At 59.5% G+C, this 18,450-nt stretch carries 12 protein-coding genes; 7 read left to right on the top strand and 5 right to left on the bottom strand.

Translation table 11 applies throughout. The features are described 5' to 3' along the window. Positions 1-307: 307 nt before the first annotated feature. Together ACZZ0A_RS19760 and ACZZ0A_RS19755 are read right to left on the bottom strand one after the other, a co-directional pair. Positions 308-2,719, bottom strand: a complete 2,412-nt coding sequence (locus ACZZ0A_RS19760) for a glucose/quinate/shikimate family membrane-bound PQQ-dependent dehydrogenase (RefSeq protein WP_123376526.1) — start codon at positions 2,717-2,719, stop codon at positions 308-310. 219 nt (positions 2,720-2,938) lie between these two features. Beyond that, positions 2,939-4,300 (bottom strand): carbohydrate porin, encoded by a 1,362-nt coding sequence (locus ACZZ0A_RS19755; RefSeq protein ID WP_463543631.1) that lies wholly within the window; start codon positions 4,298-4,300, stop codon positions 2,939-2,941. Positions 4,301-4,601: 301 nt separating this feature from the next. Here ACZZ0A_RS19755 and ACZZ0A_RS19750 point away from each other — a divergent pair, with 301 nt between their 5' ends. Together ACZZ0A_RS19750 and ACZZ0A_RS19745 are read left to right on the top strand one after the other, a co-directional pair. Next, positions 4,602-4,832: a VF530 family protein gene (locus tag ACZZ0A_RS19750; RefSeq protein WP_007916799.1), complete on the top strand. Its 231-nt coding sequence runs from the start codon at positions 4,602-4,604 to the stop codon at positions 4,830-4,832. A 1-nt stretch (position 4,833) separates the two neighbouring features. Continuing rightward, positions 4,834-5,466 (top strand): Pr6Pr family membrane protein, encoded by a 633-nt coding sequence (locus tag ACZZ0A_RS19745; RefSeq protein WP_463543630.1) that lies wholly within the window; start codon positions 4,834-4,836, stop codon positions 5,464-5,466. Positions 5,467-5,558: 92 nt separating this feature from the next. Here ACZZ0A_RS19745 and ACZZ0A_RS19740 read toward each other — a convergent pair whose 3' ends face one another. Both ACZZ0A_RS19740 and ACZZ0A_RS19735 read right to left on the bottom strand, forming a co-directional pair. Further along, positions 5,559-6,347, bottom strand: a complete 789-nt coding sequence (locus ACZZ0A_RS19740; protein ID WP_463543629.1) for a siderophore-interacting protein — start codon at positions 6,345-6,347, stop codon at positions 5,559-5,561. Further along, the gene (locus ACZZ0A_RS19735) at positions 6,344-6,919 is read right to left on the bottom strand and encodes a PadR family transcriptional regulator (RefSeq protein WP_007916794.1); all 576 of its coding nucleotides are present in this window, start codon (positions 6,917-6,919) and stop codon (positions 6,344-6,346) included. The genes ACZZ0A_RS19740 and ACZZ0A_RS19735 overlap by 4 nt, the downstream gene beginning before the upstream one ends. 509 nt (positions 6,920-7,428) lie before the next feature. On the opposite strand from ACZZ0A_RS19735, the gene ACZZ0A_RS19730 reads away from it, so the two are divergent. The 5 genes from ACZZ0A_RS19730 (at position 7,429) to ACZZ0A_RS19710 (ending at position 13,092) form a co-directional block, all read left to right on the top strand. Beyond that, complete coding sequence (locus ACZZ0A_RS19730) at positions 7,429-7,920, top strand: CS1 type fimbrial major subunit (protein ID WP_007916792.1); 492 nt, start codon at positions 7,429-7,431, stop codon at positions 7,918-7,920. Between the two features lie 111 nt (positions 7,921-8,031). Further along, complete coding sequence (locus ACZZ0A_RS19725) at positions 8,032-10,554, top strand: CS1-pili formation C-terminal domain-containing protein (protein ID WP_007916790.1); 2,523 nt, start codon at positions 8,032-8,034, stop codon at positions 10,552-10,554. A 4-nt stretch (positions 10,555-10,558) separates the two neighbouring features. Continuing rightward, complete coding sequence (locus ACZZ0A_RS19720) at positions 10,559-11,767, top strand: hypothetical protein (protein WP_007916788.1); 1,209 nt, start codon at positions 10,559-10,561, stop codon at positions 11,765-11,767. A gap of 44 nt (positions 11,768-11,811) precedes the next feature. After that, a complete protein-coding gene (locus ACZZ0A_RS19715) occupies positions 11,812-12,555 on the top strand; it encodes a hypothetical protein (RefSeq protein ID WP_007916787.1) in 744 nt (247 codons plus the stop codon). A 33-nt stretch (positions 12,556-12,588) separates the two neighbouring features. Further along, positions 12,589-13,092 carry a CS1 type fimbrial major subunit gene (locus ACZZ0A_RS19710; RefSeq protein ID WP_042704860.1) on the top strand — a complete coding sequence of 168 codons (504 nt, stop codon included), beginning with the start codon at positions 12,589-12,591 and terminating at the stop codon, positions 13,090-13,092. Positions 13,093-13,310: 218 nt separating this feature from the next. Here ACZZ0A_RS19710 and ACZZ0A_RS19705 read toward each other — a convergent pair whose 3' ends face one another. Beyond that, positions 13,311-18,434, bottom strand: coding sequence for a dermonecrotic toxin domain-containing protein (locus ACZZ0A_RS19705; protein WP_463543628.1), 5,124 nt, complete (start codon positions 18,432-18,434; stop codon positions 13,311-13,313). Positions 18,435-18,450: the final 16 nt, after the last annotated feature.

The following is an 18,450-nucleotide window of genomic DNA, read 5'->3' as shown; positions in this document are numbered from 1 at the left end:
GCGACGCCCGTTCGCTGAATTTGCAGCGACCCCCCGAGCCTATCCAGCCGATTTCCGAGGCACAACCGACGCGACTTGTCGGAAAACTCCGCGCCACTTTCAACGTCTGTAGGACGAGTACCTTTCCCACAGATCAACGCATTTCAACCTGTAGGAGCTGCCGAAGGCTGCGATCTTTTGATCTGGCTTTTAAAAAACGAAGTCAAAAGATCGCAGCCTTCGGCAGCTCCTACATGGGTGTTTGGCGTGCACAAAAAAGGCGATGCCCCTTGCGGGACATCGCCTTTATTTTTACCGCCGCTAAATCTTATTCCGGCAGTTTGTACGCAATCACGTAGTCACCCATTTTGGTGCCCAGCGAGCCGTGACCGCCGACAACCAGCAGCACGTATTGCTTGCCGTCCTTGCCGGTGTAGGTCATCGGAGTCGCTTGGCCACCTGCCGGCAGACGCGATTTCCACAGCTCTTTACCGCTGTTCACGTCGTACGCGCGCAGGTACTGGTCGAGGGTGCCGCTGAGGAAGCCGACGCCGCCAGCCGTGACCATCGAGCCGCCCATGCTAGGCACGCCCAAAGTGAAGCCGATCGGGATTGGCGAGCTGTCGCGGCTGGTGCCGTTTTTGCGTTTCCACACGACTTTGCTGGTGGTCAGGTCGATACCGGCAACGTAACCCCAGGCCGGGGCCTGGCACGGTACGCCGAATGGCGACATGAACGGGTGCATGATCACCGCGTATGGCGCGCCGGTGTTCGGTTGCACGCCAGCGGTTTCGCTTTCGCGTTTGCTGCCGGCGGCGACTTGCTCGCGTGGCACCATTTTCGAAACGAAAGCCATGTAGTTCGGGCTGGTGAACAGCATTTGGCGAACCGGGTCGACCGAGACGCCGCCCCAGTTGAACACACCAACGTTACCCGGATAGATCAGGCTGCCCTGTTCCGACGGCGGGGTGTACTGGCCTTCGTAACGCAGTTCTTTGAACTGGATGCGGCACAACATCTGGTCGAACGGGCTCGCGCCCCACATGGCTTTTTCGGTCAGTTCCGGGGCCAGCAGGTTGAGGTCCGAACGGGCCTGGGTCGGTGCGGTGTGGTCGCCTTTCACGGCGCCTTGCGGGACCGGGATTTCCTTGATCGGGATGATCGGCGTGCCGTCACGACGGTCGAGGACGTACAGGCTGCCCTGCTTGGTCGGGGCGATCAGCGCAGGTTTCACGCCATCGGCGGTTTTCATGTCGAGCAGGGTTGGCTGGCTGCCAACGTCCATGTCCCACAGGTCGTGGTGGGTGAACTGGTAGTTCCAGCGCACTTTACCGGTGGCCAGGTCGAGGGCTACAACGCCGGCGCTGAATTTCTCGGCGCCCGGGGTGCGGTCTGCGCCCCACTGGTCTGGAGTCTGGTTACCCAGTGGCAGGTAAACCATGCCGAGTTTTTCGTCGACACTGGCCAGCGACCACATGTTCGCCGAGTTGCGGCTGTAGGTTTCGCCCGGTGCCAAAGGCTCGGTGGCGTCTGGCTTGTCGCTGTCCCAGTTCCATACGAGGTGACCGTCGCGCACGTCGAAAGCGCGGATCACGCCCGATGGCTCGTTGGTCGATTCGTTGTCGGTCACGTGACCGCCCATGATCACCAGATCACGAGTGATCGCGGCCGGCGAGGTGGAGTAGTAGCCGCCAGCGGTGAATGGGCCGATGCCTTGGGTCAGGTCAACCACGCCTTTGTTGCCAAAGCCTTCGCAGATTTTGCCGGTGTCGGCGTTCAGTGCGATCAGGCGAGCATCAGCGGTTGGCAGGTAGAGACGACGCGGGCAGGCCTGAGCAACGGCTTTGCCAGCTTCGGAAATCACCGCCGAGGCGGCGTTTTCAGTTTTCGCATAAGCAGCTTCGTCGTAGTACGACACGCCACGGCAAGTCATGTGGGCGAAGCCTTTGAAGCCGACCGGGCTCTTGATCTGTGGGTCGAAGCGCCACAGTTCTTTGCCGGTGTCCGGGTCCAGGGCCAACACTTTGCTGTGCGCGGTGCAGGCGTAGATCATGCCGTTGGCTTTCAGCGGGGTGTTTTCGTTGGTCAGCTCGACCGGGTCATCCGCGGTCGGCAGGTCGCCGGTCTGGATGCGCCAGGCTTCTTGCAGCTTGCCGACGTTGGCCGGGGTGATCTGCTTCAGCGGCGAGTAACGGTCACCGAACTCGGTGCGGCCATAGGCCTGCCAGTCGCCATCGGGCATGGCTGGCGCGGTGCTGGTGGTGTCCGCGGTGTCGCGGCCCAGTTCGCCGAAGGTTTCGCCCGGGTGGGTGAACAGGCTGGCCAGAGCGGTAACGCCGGCCAGCACCACAGCGACGGTCAGACCGCCAGTGCCCATTGGCGCCGGGCCGTTCAGCAGCAGTGGACGACGGAACCACGGCAGCAACATCACGAAGCCGAGGACGAACCACAGGGCCAGACGTGGCACCAGCTGCCACCAGTCCAGACCGACTTCCCACAGCGCCCAAACGGTGCTGGCAAACAGAACGATGGCGTACAGGCCCAGCGCCGCGCGACGACGCATCAGCATCAAAATGCCGGACAGCGCGATGCCGATACCGGCCAGCAGGTAGTACAGCGAGCCGCCGAGCATGCTCAGCTTGACCCCACCGGCCAACATGGCCAGGCCCATCAGTAGAAGCAGAATGCCGAGCAGGCTCGGTAGCAAACGGCCCCGACTCGAAGCACTTTCGGTGCTCATAGTGTGATTCTCCGTGACGTTTATGTAGTCCCGCGCTGTAGTCACTTTAGATGACGATTTGGCACAGGCATGGTTCAGATAAAAACTTGTCTAGCTAACGAAATTTATTTGTGTAGGAGTGAGCCTGCTCGCGATGGCGGTGCGTCAGTTTCTGGAGATGTCGCCTGAAACACCGCTATCGCGAGCAGGCTCACTCCTACAATGGATTTGCGTATTGCTTTAGAACGAGGACTGGATCTTGATCCCGCCGATCAGGGCGTCGTCGACGTTGTTCACGCCACCGGGGTGGCGGATGTATTGCAGGTTCGGGCGCACGGTCAGCCAGTTGGTTACGTGCACGCCGTAATACAACTCGGCGCTGTATTCGGTGTCTTGCGGCGGCAGGAACGACGGATCGTCGTAGTCGTACACGGCGTTGGCGCGGTTGCTGGCTTCAGCATTTTTGCGGAAGGCCGGGTTGACGTGTACGCGGGCGAGGGCGAAACCGATGTCGTCCTTGGCGCGCGCATCGAACGGGCCTTTGTAGGTGATGCCGGCCTGGACGTAGTTGTCGATCGCGTTGGTTTTCTTGTCGTGCATCGTGCCGTTGGCAAACACGCTGAGGCCGCGCGAGTTGTCGCTGGCCATGCTGGTGATCTGCTGCTGAATGCCCAGCCACACGCCGTGTTTGCTCGACGCGCTGCGGTAGGCTTCGCCGCTGAGAGCCGCCGGTTGGCCGTGGCTGTCTTTATAGACGTCGCTGGCATTGGCGTTGCTGTAGTAGTAACCGGCGCGGTATTCGCCCGGCAGGCCGTTGAGTTTCGGCGTCCACACCAGTTCGATCGGCAGGATTGCGCCCTGGGTGCCGCTGCCGCTGAGTTTGAAGCCGTTGCCGCGATCGAGGTTCGACGGGTTCTGCTCGTAGGCGCCGACCTGTGCGTACAGCTCCGGGGTCAGGTGATATTTGACGCGCAGCGCCCATTGGCTGACCGGCCAGTTGTACCAGATGCCGCCGACCCAGTTGCCGACCTGCGAGCCGCAGAACGCCAGGTTCTGGAAGTCGCACGGAAAGCTGTTGAAGTCTTCGCCTTCGCCGAAACGGCCGACCTTGATGTCGAGTTTCTGATCGAAGAACTTCTGCTGGTACCACATCTGCGTCAGGCGTGTGGTCTGGCCACGGCCCCAGACTTCCTGGGCCGAGGTGAAACCACCGACGCGCGGATCGTTGATGCGGTCGTTGCTGATGTTGTTGCCGCTGCGTTTGGTGATGGTCAGTTGAAACTCCGCATCGTCCCAGCCGAGGATCTTTTGCAGGTCCAGGTGTGTGCCCAGGCCAAACTGATCGCTGTAACGCGCGGTGCGGTCATGGTCGTAGCCACCGTGCAGGTTGCTGCCCATTTCGCCGGTGTAATCGAGCTTGAAATCGTAGCCTTTTTCCGAGAGTTCGGTGCGCGTGCCGTTCCAGTCACCGAGCATGTACGGTGATTCACTGTCGAACGCGGGCGCCGCTTGCACGCAGCTGGCGAGGCCGAGGGCGGTACAGCCGCCAAGGGTGCGCAGGGTTAAGATAGCGCTGTCTCGGGAGAAGGAAAAATCGGGCATGGCTAAGTCTTTTTTTGGTGTTTTCGGGGGCGCGAGCTGAGTGCTTCAATAAGTCGCAGGCAGTGAAGCGATTCAGCGGAAGGGCGGCAGGATAATGATCTGTTACAAAAACACAAAGGCCTTTTGTGAACATGCAGCGTTTCAGATTCGGTAACAGTGCGGCAAACGGGCGCATTGTCGGCCGCTTCGCAGCCTGCGATCTTTTCAGGTTGGCCTACATTTGAAGGTAGGCCTTCCACCCGATCACCCCCTCGGCTAAGGTGCGCGGCTTCTGCATTTTCACTTCGCCCAAAGGCCTGGCATGAACGAACAAACCCCCGATCCGCTGCACGGCGTCACCCTCGAACAGATTCTCAATGCGCTGGTGAGCCATTACGAATGGTCGGGGCTGGCCGAGCGCATCGATATTCGCTGCTTCAAGAGTGATCCGAGCATCAAGTCGAGCCTGACGTTTCTGCGCAAAACCCCGTGGGCGCGGGAGAAGGTCGAGCGCCTGTACGTGAAGTTGATGCGCACCAAGCGACCGCTTTGAAATGGACGCCTGTTGTTGGCGTCGTCGCCAGATCACCTGCGCAGCCGTGTTGGGCTGGGCGGGATTGGGCATTCAGCTTTACCTGATTTTCTTCGCGCGTTTAAGCGTTGGCGCGAGCCTGTTGGGCGGCGTGGTGAGCTTTTTCAGCTATTTCACGATTTTGACCAATACGCTGGTGGCGACGGTGTTGACCTGCGCGGTGACCGAGCGTGAATCCGCTGCGCGCCGCTGGTTTTTGCTGCCGTGGGTCAGCAGTGGGATTGCCGTGAGCATTGCTGTGGTCGGACTGGCCTACAGCATTCTGCTGCGGCATTTGTGGCATCCCGAAGGTTGGCAATTTATTGCCGATGAACTGCTGCACGACGTGATGCCGTTGCTGTTTCTAGGCTATTGGTGGTTGTGCGTGCCCAAGGGCACTTTGCGCTGGTGGCATCTGCCGGTGTGGCTGATTTATCCGCTGGTGTATTTCATCTACGCGCTGCTGCGCGGGCATTTGCTCGGCGCGTATGCGTATCCGTTCATTGATGTGGCGGTGTTGGGTTATCCACAGGTGCTGATCAATGCCGGGGGGATTTTGGTGGGGTTTGTGCTGATTGGGTTGTTGGTCATTGGCATGGACCGATTACGGCGATGAAAATCAAAAGATCGCAGCCTTCGGCAGCTCCTACAGGTGTACGCATTCCAATGTAGGAGCTGCCGAAGGCTGCGATCTTTTGATCTGGGGATTTACTCCTCTTCGGAGGTGCCTTCGGCGCGCCAGTAGCCGACGGCTTTGATCAGTTGCTCATCCAGCCCGTGCTCATCGATCAGCACCCGGCGGATCTGCCGTGAAACTTTCGTTTCTGTGGCTACCCACGCATACAGATTGCCCTTGGGCACCTGCAACTGCTTCACCGTACTCAGCAGGTTGTCCTTGCCACCTTCACGCAACACCCAGATCACATTGACCTGCGCTGCGCTTTCCAGCACTTGCTGCTCGGCGCCGTTTTCCACTTCGATCACCACCAACGCCTTGCGATTGGCCGCCAGGCCTTCGAGGCGGCGGGCGATGGCGGGCAGGGCGGTTTCATCGCCGATCAGCAGGTAGCTGTCGAAAATGTCCGGCACGATCATCGAGCCGCGCGGCCCGCCGATGTGCAGGAACTGCCCCGGTGTGGCTTGCTCCGCCCAGGTCGACGCAGGGCCGTCACCGTGCAGAACGAAATCGATGTCCAACTCCAGCGCGTCGAGGTCATAGCGACGCGGTGTGTAGTCGCGCATTTCCGGTTTCGGCCCATCGTCCTTGCCGGCGCCGAGCACCATCGTCTCCAGCGCGGCGGCTTGTTCGGCGTTCTGCGGGAACGGCAGTTTGACGTGATCGTCGGTGCCCAGGCTGATGAACCCGGCCAGCTCCGGTCCGCCGAGGGTGATGCGGCGCATACGCGGCGTCAGGTCGACCACGCGCAGGACTTCCAGCTTGCGGCGTTTGATTTCGTGCATCACACGGTGAATGGTTTGGGTATCGACTGCAGTCATTCGGCTTTCTCCGGGGCAGGTTGAACGGCAGGGCCGTCGACGATGGCTTTGGCGGTGTCGTTGAGCAGGTCACGCACGCGCAGGATTTCTTCGGCGCTCCAGCGGCCGTGGTGCATCTGCAGGGCATGGCGCAGGTTGTGCACGGCTTCATGGATTTCCGGCGGCCGATCATGGCCGCGCAGCGAGCGTTTGCTCACATCGATGCGCATACGCACACCGTCCAGCGCCACGGCTTGCTCGCTTAAAGACAAACGACCGGCGTCGGTGGCGCTGTAGCGTTTTTTGCCGCCCTCGGCGTCGCCGGTGATCAACTCGCTTTCTTCGAGAAAGGTCAGGGTCGGGTAGATCACGCCGGGACTGGGGCTGTAGGCGCCGTCGAACATGCCTTCGATCTGGCGGATCAGGTCGTAGCCGTGGCACGGCTGTTCGGCGACCAGCGCCAGCAGCAGCAATTTCAGGTCACCGGGGGCGAACACCCGAGGGCCTCGGCCGCCGCGCTCGCGCCCGGGGCGCTTTTCGAAGCCGTCACGGCCGTCGCCGTGTTCGCGATGGGGGGAATGATGGTCTCTCATTTCTGTCTTCTCTCGTCGTGTTTAGATATAACTTAAGATATATCTTGGAGAGTATGCAAGACGTTTTTCCCCGAGAAAGGGCGTCGCCTGACGAGCGGCAGATCCGATTCGGGCGCAAGCAGCGAATCTCGGCCGGTTGTCGGAAACGATAACTTGAAAGTTAAAGTCATCGCTCTATTGTATGTAGAGTATATGTTCTAAATTGCACTAAGTTGCCGTGCTGTCAGGGTGAAGTTGCTGTATGGTTTTTTTACTGAAACTGTCTGTAGGGTGAAACTTACAGTCAATGTTTTGAATATCTGTTTTATGTTCTTTTTTCTTGCGGGTCATGGGGTTGTTTAACTACGCGGTTGTCGGAAGTTGCCTGCTTACTTCCAAGAGTTAACAGTCGATGATGCTTCGGCATTGAAAGTTCAAGTTGACCTGGCTCAACTCGGGCAGCGACTCGGGCAGTGATTGTCTTGAACTTTCAATGTTCATCCCCCTATCAAGAAAACAGGTACATAACGATGTTCAAGAAACTCGCAATCGCCGCTCCACTGGCTCTCCTGGCACTGGGTTCGACTGGCGCATTCGCCGCTGGTGAAGCGTCGCACTCGATCAGCCTTGTCGCGCATGTGCCGACCAACGGTTTCTATGTAGTGCCGACCGATCCGGACCTGGTCAACAAAGACCAGGACATGAGCTACCAGCCGAGCACCGGGAAAATGCGCGACGTCAATGGGTTCTTCGATGTGCGCAACAACAACGGTTCGGTACACGCCAGCCTGGAGAGCCAGCCGAAGCTGGTCGCTGGCAATACCTCGATCGACCTGCAAGTCATGCTTAACAACAAGGAACTGACCCTCACCCCGCAAATGGTTGTGGGTGAATCGGAGTCGGACGTCAACTACCGCGCACCGCTGAAAATCAGCGCGGTGGGCAGCAACTTCGTGCCGGGGGATTACACCGGCTCCGTGGCGATGATCTTTGATGCCGTGCCACCGGTTGCTGGCAACTGATCGCATTGATCAGGCACTAAGGCGCGCTTTTACAGTGGCGCTAACCGACGGGGCAGATAGCAGTGTTTGTCCCGTCGGACTTTCCTTGTTTGTAAATCAGAGTACGAGTTCATGTTCCCGATGACACCCATCGCGGCTGCGCTTGCGCTGTTGTTTTGTGCCAGCGCAGCCGTGGCGTCCAACTCCACCGGTACCACGCCCCGCAGTCTGCTGGCGCAGGCCAAGGGTTTGCCGGCGGATTTCGAAGAGCATTTCTTTGATGTGCCTCTGGCGGTACGGGTCGAAGTCGATCAGCAACCGCTGGGTGAGGCCATGGTGGTGTTGTCGCACGATGATCGCATCACCCTGCTCGAATTCACTGACACCAGCGATAACCGTCTCGGTCCGGCCGAGCGGGAAAAATGGGCGAGCTATCTCAAGCCCGGCGTGCCCTTGGGCGCGTGCAGCGGTTCCTGTCCGGACCAGTTTCTGGCGGTGCATTACAACCTGGAAAACTCCCTGGTCTCGATCCTTACCGAAAATGCCGAGCGCGACGTTGAGGCCAAGCGCTATTACGAGCAGCCCGACAGTGGCAGTCACGGCCTGATGGTGCGTAACCAGCTCAACCTCAACGGTGGTCAGGAGCAGGATCTGGGCGGACGCTTCGGCCTCGAAGCCAGTTCAAGCCTGGGCAACTGGAGCCAGACGCTGAACCTGCAAGTTGCCCGTCTTGGTGGCCCGGACGACAAGCTTTATCACGCCATCCAGGAGCTGCACACCCAGCGCGAACTGCAAGGCAGTTTTTTCCGTCTGGGCTATTTCACCCCCAATTCCGAAGGGCTGATGCGCCAGCCGCGCACGTTCGGCACCAGCCCCGACACCGCCGTTGGTGTGATGTACGGCAGCTCCGACAGCCTGGCCATCAACAGCGCGATGCCCAGCGTTTATCCGATCTATGTCACCGCCAACCGTCAGGGCTCGGTGGAGATTTGGCGCGATGGTCTGCTGATCAATACCCAATCGGTGCCGGCCGGCTTGCAGACCCTCGATACCCGACCGCTGCCCGGCGGCATTTATGAAGTGGAAGTACGGCTGATCGAAGACGGTCAGATCACCTCCACCACCCAGGAGCTGGTGTACAAGCCCAACAACTGGCGCAACCTCGACGAGCGCTGGCGCTACAACGTCTTTGCCGGCGAAGAACAGAAACTGCTGAGCAACTGGGACACCCAGGCCAGCGGCAATCCGACGGCGGGCGCGTCAGTGAATTACCTGCTGCATCCGCGGGTGATCCTCGGGCTGTCGGCGCGGCAGATTCGCGAAAAACTGCAATACGGTACGTCCATCGACTGGACCCTGGCCAATCACCTCAGCCTCTACGCCAACGTCTACAAGACCGAGGATTACGGCACTGGTCTCGACTTGCAAAGCCTCTACAACTATGGCGCCGGAAGCATCGTCGTCAGCCACAGTCGTAGTTGGCTCGACACTACCTATACCTACGACACCCTGCCCGATGGCACTCGGGTTCGTCCGCGCAACGTGTTCATCGGCCAGACCAGCAATTCTTCGCTGGCGCTCAACCATCGCGTCAGCAGCAAGAGTTCAGTCAATGCGCGGGTGTCGCACAGCGAAGGCAATGTCGAAGGCATGGGTATGGATCTGGGCTGGACGCAGCGCACCACCCTGCTGGGCAGTGACGCCAGTTGGCGGCTTTCGTTGTTTGATCGGCCCGGCAGTTACAGCAGTGGTGATGCGCGCAATCGCGGGGTCGACCTGAGCATCAACATGGCGCTTGGCGCACCCGGCCAGCAGATCACCGGCAGCATCGGCTCACGCACGGCCCGCGACGGCACACGTGACAACAACGCCTCCCTCGGCTGGCGCAAGGATTTTCAGGATCACGTCCTGCAAAACGTGTCGCTCACGGCACTCACCGATACTTACGGGGTGGGCGTCGCCAGCCTCGCCAACTTCCGCACCGACGCGGTCAATGGTGATGGCTTCATTCAGCGCTCCTCCTACAACGGCAACTTCACCGGCGGCCTCAACGTTGACAGCACCTTGGTGGTCGGCGGGCAACAGATGCTCATGACCAGCCAGAGCGATGTGCGCGGCGCCGGGATGATCGTCGATGTCGAGTCGGATATCGAGGACATCGTCCTGCGGGCTGACGATTACAGCGGTGGCGGGGCGGCGTTGAAGCCGGGGCGCAATTTCATCCCGATCACCGCGTACCGGAACAGCTCGGTGAGTTTTGATTTCGAGGGTACCCACGTGCCGGCGGCGAGCATTGAACCGGCACGCACCCGTTATCACCTGAACAAGGGCGGGGTCGAGTACCGCAAAGTCCGCGTGATGAAAACCCTGACCGTGCTCGGTCGACTGGTGGACGCACAAGGACGGCCGCTCAAGGGCCATCACGTGATCAACCACGCCAGCCGCGGTGTAACGGAAGTCGACGGCTTCTTCTCGATGGAAATGAACGCCGGCTCACCGACCCTCGAAGTGCGTCAGGGCAACCAGTTGCTGTGCCAGTTCCGCCTCGATGCCGGCAGCCATCGCAGCGAAAACGATGTGTTGATGATCGGCGACCTGCGTTGCACGCCGGACACGCTGGCCGACGTTACGTTCACCGAACAGAAGGCAGGTTGATCCGATGAAGATAATCACAAGTGGATGTGTATTGGCGCTGGCGCTGAGCATGTCGCCGGCACAAGCCATCAATCAGGAGATCCGCGCGCTGTTTCAACCGGATGCTTCTCAGCCGGGCAAGAACCTGTTCGTCAACCAGACACCCAATAGTGGCTATTGCGTAAACTTCCCCGCGCAATGCGCCAGCAACAACATGTTCAGCATTGAGTTGCCCGTCCGCTACAGCTCAGGCGAGCTTAGGCCGGGTGACGATGTCTCAGTGCAGGTTCCGGCTGGCTGGAGACGGTTGACGGTCACCAATCAGGATACTCAGGAAACGGAAACCGTAGAGGTGCGTATCACCGGTATCGGCTCCCGATTTGTCCTCAGCGATAGCGTGGATAACCTGACCGGAGTGGCAGCCCCCACAGGCCATGACATCCTCTGGACGTCCCTTAGCGGTTGGCTTTATGCCCCGGCGCCTTGCCAAGGCACTAGCGTGGCCGGGTACAGCGATCGCACCTATCGCTTTTTCTGGCAGACGCCTGTGCAAGCGCCCTGTACCAAAACCGCCGCTTTTCGCATCCCCTCTATGTACTTCGAGAGGATTGATTTTGCGTATGAGCTGAAAACCCCAAACCCGTTGAACATGTCGAGCGGTCTGTACACCGGATCCATCTCCTACAGCATGGGGCCCAACGGTGATTTCGATATGGGCGCGACATTTCAACCGGATGACGGCAACCTCACCCTGGACTTCGTGCTGGACGTACAGCACACCCTCAAGGTCGATCTGCCGCCGGGTGGCAACCAGGTGTCGCTGGAACCCCAAGGTGGCTGGGCGCGCTGGATCGACAGCGGGCGCAAGCCGACGCGGATTTTTCGCGATCAGCTGTTTTACCTGTCCGCCTCGTCGCGCTTCAAAGTCAAGATGGTGTGCAATTCCACTGGCGGCCCGGCGTGCAAGCTCGGCAGCCCCAAGGGCAATACCACCGAGGTCGAAGTATCCCTCAGCTTGCCGACGGGGATTACCGGTCCCAGCGGCAATGTCACCCGGCATCCGTTAAAACACGACGAGTGGGCGGGGCCGTTCCTGCCAAGCCTGTACGTGGATCGCAAGCCCGGCACGCTGCATTTCGACATGACCCCGTTTGCCATCGAATTCCTGTTGCGCCCCGGCCTGAGTGACCGGCTGCGCGGCAACATCACCATTATCTGGGACTCGGAAGCATGAGCGGTCCCGCCTGGCCATTCTCGACATTCATGGAGTTGAAAACGATGAACCGTGGTTTTCTGCTGGGCCTGCTCAGCGTGTTTTGCCTGACGGCGCAGGCCGGTCCGCAGATCAATGTCGGCACCGTTTACGACTATCTCGACGCCGATAAAAGTACCTATCTGAAACGCGTGTTCAATAGCGGCGACGCGACGGCATTCGTCAAGATCAATGTGCTGGAAATCATCTACGACAGCGATGGCAAGCCGCAGGAAATTGCAGTCGAGAACGCTGCCGACGGCGCCTCACGCAATGGTTTGATGGCCAGTCCGGCGCGGCTGATCGTCCCGGCTCAGGGCATGCAAGGCACGCGTTTGCTGTACATGGGCGAGCGTGATCGTGAGCGTTATTTTCGCGTGCGTTTTGTCCCGGTAGTCCCGGAAAAGGAAGACGACTTTGTGGTCAGTGGCGAAGAGCGGGATGAGTACAAAAAATCGCTTTCGGCCGGGGTCAATGTCATGACCGGATTCGGCACGATCTTTTTCGTGCGGCCCAAGGACGTTCGTTTCGCCACCGTGGTCAATGAAACCGAGAGCCGCTATGAGCTGCGCAATGACGGTAACACCGTAGTGATTGTCGATGAGTTCAAGAGCTGTTCGCTGAGCAAGGAAACCGACTGTGGTGCGACCACCAAGCACCATGTGCTGGCGGGCAAGACTTTCGCGTTCGACAAGGACAAGGGGCGCGAGTACCGCTTCTTCCTGATCGAGGGCAGCGCCAGAAAAACCATAAAGACCGCCAGTCGCTAGGTCTGTTTTCCAATGACGCATCGGGTAAACCACATGATCAAGCAATGCATCCTCGGCACGCTGATGGCCACTGCCGTGTTGGCCAGCGTTGGGGCCTGGGCCGCTCGCGAAGAACACACCTTTGAAGTGTCCCTGACCATTCCCAGCCGGCCGTTCTACATTATTCCCGCAGAGCCGGACTGGATTCACCGGACCCAGCGGCTTGCCTGGGATTACCCGCGTGCGACGCTTGGTGGCCTGGAGAAAAATTTCGACCTGCGCCACGACAGCGGCGCGATCGAGGCGCGCCTTGGCTCCGACCCTTATCTGGAAAACGGCCGCCCCGGCGAGGTGATCGAGTTACAGGTCACGTTCAATGCCGTGGAGTTGAGTTCACACATCACGCCGCGCCAGGTGCTGTCTCAGGAAGAGGCGGCGGCCGGCAAACGCGTGGCCCTGAAGATCAGCCCTGTCGAACCGGCGGGCGGGTATCGCTCTGGCGATTACAGCGGCAACGTCGTGTTGTTGTTCAACGCCAGGGCGCCGGGTGTCGAATGAGGCTGTTGCGTAGTCATCTTCGCGCCTGGCCCGATCCTGTGGCGGTCTGTTGCTGGCGCTCAACGTCAGCGCCGCAACGGCCGAAGTGCATCACATCGAAGCCCGGCGTGGCGTGAAGTTACTCAGGCCACGTCACCGTGATTCGGGATTCGGAAGTGGCGCAGGCGCGATGAAGCTCTGCCAGCTTTGACCGGGCTGGCAGAGCAACAGCGTTGTCGTCAGAAACCCGCTCTGGCCAATGCTTCACGAGTCAACTGCCTGGACAGTTCATCGCGCTCATAGCCAATGTTGTCCGACAGCCGTCTGTGGCGTGCGGCGCTCATGGCTTCGCCGCTGAAGACCTCTGCCTGCGGTATGCCCAGTTGATCGGCAAGGCTTTCCATTTTTCGCGCCAGTTGATTGAGCGGCGTTTGTGGCGTGGCGTTGGCCCATTCAGCCTGCGCATCACGCAGCTCATCGAGCCGTCCCAGTTTTTCCGCGTAAAAATCATCATTGGTTTCATAGCGGTCCGGGTGGTTCTTGCGCAAATGAGTCTCCCAGAACTTCTTCGAATAGAGGTGGATCATTCCGTTGACCAGACCATCGCCCTGTTCGCGTTTGATGATCGTGTTATAGGCCGCGTCGAGTTGTTCGGTACTGACGCCGGAGCGAGGTCGGTAGAGCATACCCTCGGCCTGCCAGGGCAGCCCCAGTCTTTCGGCCAGCCCGGTCTCATAGGCCAGATGGATTTCTACCTCATCGGGAGCGGGGATGCTGTTATCGATCTTGTTTTGCTGTTTCTGACGCTGGTATTCAAAATCTGCCTCATCGGTCACTCGGTTCAGTCGGGCGGCACTGCGGGCGAGGCGTACGAGTCTGTCATCCAGAGCGCTGGCTGATGTCGACTCTTCGTAGGCTTTGGATACCAGTACTTTCATCCCCAGTGAATTGAACAACTGAGTACCCAGATCGCCGCAATCGTCGGGGGACACAATCTGTTTGAACAGTTCTGCGCGCAGTTGTGAATCGATTGCCGCCGCTTCGACCATTTCCCATACGCGCCGGGTCAAATTCTGTCGACCGCGACTCGTCCGGTAATCCGCGCTTTCCCTTTGCTTGCGGATAACGCTGAAAAAACCGGCGGAGTCTGGTTCGGCCATCAGGTCATGCCAGGATTCTTCGCGATATTTTTGCAACGCTGCGGACGGTCCGAACCCGCTAGGCTCAACGGGAAACATTTGCCAATGGCTGAGCTCGTTGCTGGCTGCCGGCAAATAGCTTTGCACCAGACCCAGGCCTGAAGATTGCCGATACAGGCCATAACGCACCCTGTCCTCATTGGTCAGTTTTGCCAGGTCAAAGCGCGCGCGGCTGAGGACAAACGCCTGATCGGAGCCGGGCGTGACCTGGGGCAGGGTATTGATCGGCGACCGCCGCATGTCGAGCATGAAACCGCGCCGTCGCGGCCAGTCGCCGCTGCCGGGTTCGAACAACCCCTCGGGCCAGGTTTTAATGTCGGTATTGGCCAGGCCCAGTTCATACAACTGGGACATCCGCCCGACATCGGGTGGCACGCCCAATGGATTACCGTTCAGGTTCAGCGTGCGCAGACGCACCAGTGCGTTGAGGTGTTCGCCGGACTGTGGCGTCAAGTGAATCCGGTTGTCGCTCAGATCCAGATACTCGAGCCGGCGCATTTGGCCGAGGGTGGAAGGTATCTCTTTCAGACCGCACTGGCGGGCGCTCAATTGCCGCAGCTGCGGCAGGCTGCCGAGTAGTCCTTCGGCGGTAGGCGAGAGGGGCATTTTGTTGACTCTCAGCGAGGTGATCTGCTCAAGGTGTTTTTGCAGGTCAGGTTGTTCGCGTAAATCTTTCCACCACCTTTCGAGCTCAAAGCTCAGGAAATCGGACGTCAGGTCCAGCGTATAGCCTTGTTCGGGATGATTGCTGCCACCTTCGAACAGATCGCTTTTACGCTCGAAACATTCAATCAACTTGTCTTCGATGTGCCTGCCGCCGTTGTGCATGTAATCCAGGGATGCTCCGTAGGCCGGATCTCCCGAGTCGTCCATGCCGGCGGGGTAATTGTCACGCCATTTCTGCAGTGCCTGGTGCAGATCCTCGCGTTCGTTTTCCAGCTGTTTGATCGCGTTTTCGGGGGTATCACCCTTGCGTTTCAACACTTCGATGAAGGTGGTCACCTCGCTTTCCTTCATGTACGGGTAGAGCTGCCTGATTCGTTGTTCCGGTGTCTGTTTGGCAAACGGCCACGGCCAGCCGCGCAGCAGCGTTTCGGTTTCAATCGTCGCCACCGGGCGGATGGGTGGCTCTGCCAGCGCGGTTCGGCGCTGTGCAGGGGACGTGGCCTGTTCCATGATCCATAGCTTCAGCGGGCGTCCCTGACGGCGTTGATAACCCACTTCAGGCAAGGTCTGGACAGGCACCGCATGAAGAATCGACTCGTAGAAATCATCGCCTTCATGCAGTTGGCGGTTATTGGCGTCGAGCACTTCATAACGCCCCCGTTCGTCGCGGATCAGACGTCTGACGGTGGTTGCGTCAGCCGGCCCGACACTGCAGCGCAGCGGTCCGTCAAAGCTGCCATCGCGAACCTCCAGGCGCAGGTCGGCGAAGGTGTCGGTATTGACTCTGAGGGTGTTGAGCGCGAGGCGTTCAGTCTCCGCAGTGATCAACTCATCGTGATAAAAACCATCGTAAGCCCGGGTAGCGGACGCTTCGAAATCCAGTTCTCGGGCTTGGTTCTTGAGGCGCAGCGGCAGGCGTTGTTCATCGGCGATGCGTTGCAGTTCGGCGGGTTTGGCCTGCGCCACGACTTTTTCTGCAAGCTCGAGTGGAAGATCCGGGAACGTCTGTCGGACGCGCTGGATATCGGCTTTGCCTGATCGTTCCCCAGCTTGATAAACATGCCGGGATACGGCGCCGCTGCGTTTGTCGACGTCATCGGCGAGCTGATTGCGCAAGGCCGCAACACGCTCGCCAGGGGGAACCTCGCGCCCCAGCAGACTGTTGAACTCTGCCTCGGTAAGAAAGCCCGCCACCCGATCCGGCAACTTGCCCGCGTTCAGATCGGCGAGACTGATGCTCAAGGTATCGGCCTCCAACGCTTGGGGGTTGCCGTACTTGCGCGAATAGCCGGCCCGGTCGGTGTCGGCAAACACCTCCAGCGCCCGGTTGTACGGCCAGCCTGGCAGGCTGGTCAGCACCGGCTCCAGCCACACCGATTCAGCGGCAATCGGCTGCCCGTTACGGATGTTGGCGGTGGCGATGCGAATATCGTCGTAGGCACTGAACCGCTTGACCGTGTCGGCCAGCAGCGGTGGTGGTGGACGGGTGTCCACATACATCTGGCGCAGAGCGTTGTGGTCGGTACCGCTGCTGATGCGGATCTGCTCCAGTTCCCTGGGGGAAAATCGCTCGACGCGATGGCCCAGGCGCCGCATCAGTGCTTCATTTGGCCAGTCTTGCGGGGTTTCCGCTTCATGCACCCAGGCGCCGTGGCCATTGTGTTCGATCCGTGGCTGGTAGGCGTTGGCGCGGTTCGGGTGCTTGATGCGGTGGGTGGTGGACGTCGCGTCAGTCGAGGCTTTTTCGACGAAGTACAGCTTGCCCTCCAGTGGCAGGACGTTTTCGTTGCCGTACTGATGCAGTCCCTGGTGGTCAGGTTTGGCGTCTGGCGAGAGCATCAGTTCATTGCGTGCGTAAGGGCTCAGATCCGGGTGCCATAAACTGTTTTTGCCATCGGGCAGCTTGACCGGTTTCATAGCGTCGACCAACGGCGACAGCTTCACGCGAAAGGCTTCGCCGATCTGCGCGCCCGCAGTGAAGGCGGCCAACTGGATGATGTCGGTCACCACGCTGATGACATGCCCGGCGGCTTCCTGCCAAAGCCCTTCGGCCAGATCGACGATGCCTTCGATGACGTCGCTGGTCAGTTGGTAAGCGGTGTAGGCCATCATCAGTTCGCCCAGACCCGGGACGAAAGGAGTGGCGATCAACAAGGCGACATTGGCAATGTCCGAGAGGATTTTCTTGAAGTTGTCCCACCACGCCCAGCGCGCCTTGCTGTCGGTGTCGGCGGTGGAGACGGCGATTTCCCGGGCATCGTTGAGAATCTTGTTGAGCTTTTGCTGATAGGCGTGGCGCCAGTAATCACCCTGTAATTTCAACCGGCTGAATTGCAGGTTGGGATTGTCCACCGGATCCTTGCGCCACGCCGGTCGCTGGTCGGCCGGATCCTGACGCGGGTGATACCTGACGATGAACAGTCGCTGTTCGAGTTCAGCGAAGAAGTGTCCGCGCTGCTGCTGGTCGACAAACTGGCTGAAGAATTGACGATAGGTCTGTTGGCTTGAGGCACTGAATCGGTCTTCGCGAAACTGCCGCGTCAATTCATCGCGCAATGCTGTCAGAGAGTCGTACTCCTTGAGCGGGTGATCCGGATCGTGAGGAATGTAGGCGATCACCCGTCGAACGCCACGGTTGTCCGATACCGCATGCGTCAGTAGCAGGATCCCGGTCAGGCGGGTGCCGAGCAGCGACAGGTCAGAGCACTGCATTGAGCGGCCATTGAGCCGCAGTTGCGGTTTGCCTTCGGCCAGGGTCAGCAGCATTTTGTAGGCGTCGTACTGGATATCGTCCTTGATCAGTGCCAGGTGCGCCGCGACGGCGAGGGCGTCTTTCTGACTCTCGTTCACCTTGTGTTGCAGCACGCCTTCAGCCAGCGGTTCACCCGGTAGCAGATAGCTTTCCAGATGCTTTTTATACTGGGCGCCGATATCCAGGTCGCGGCACAGCGTCTGGAACTGGCTGATGGGCATGGCGCTTTTGATCGGCACGACATCGAACAGACCGCGTTCATCGGGTTGGCTGATGTAGTCCGAGCCAGGACCGACCGTTTCGCTGTTGGCGAAGTTGTGCAGGGCGGCGTCCAGCAAGGAGACGGTGCGGGTCACGACGCCTGCGGAGAAATCGATGGCGTACCACGGTTTTTCTTTCGGCAGGTACAGGCGTAGAAAGGTGCTTTTGAGGTCCGGCTCGATGCCGTGACGTTGTTTGATTTTTGCCTTGAGCAGCGGTTCGGCGAAAGCGTACAGATCGGTTTTCGCCAGCAGGTGGTCAACCTGGTTCTGCGAACCCCAGGCCTTGAGGTTGGCGTCGGCGAGTTTGTTCAGATAGGCGGCGGGCGCGGTGGTGTACCAGGCTTCATTTTTCAGTGGCGAGGCTGCCAGGGCGAGGCCCCGGCTGACGGTAGCGGTCTTGAAATTGTCGTCGACGGCGGATTTGATGAATTCGTAGTGCCGTCCTTTGTCCGTGTTTTCCGCAGGCTGGGGAGAGAGAGACATGGCCAATCATCCTTGA

This window comes from Pseudomonas sp. AC242 (assembly GCF_979258655.1).
The sequence above is the reverse complement of the archived record's forward strand: the minus strand, read 5'-3'. Positions and strand labels throughout refer to the sequence as shown.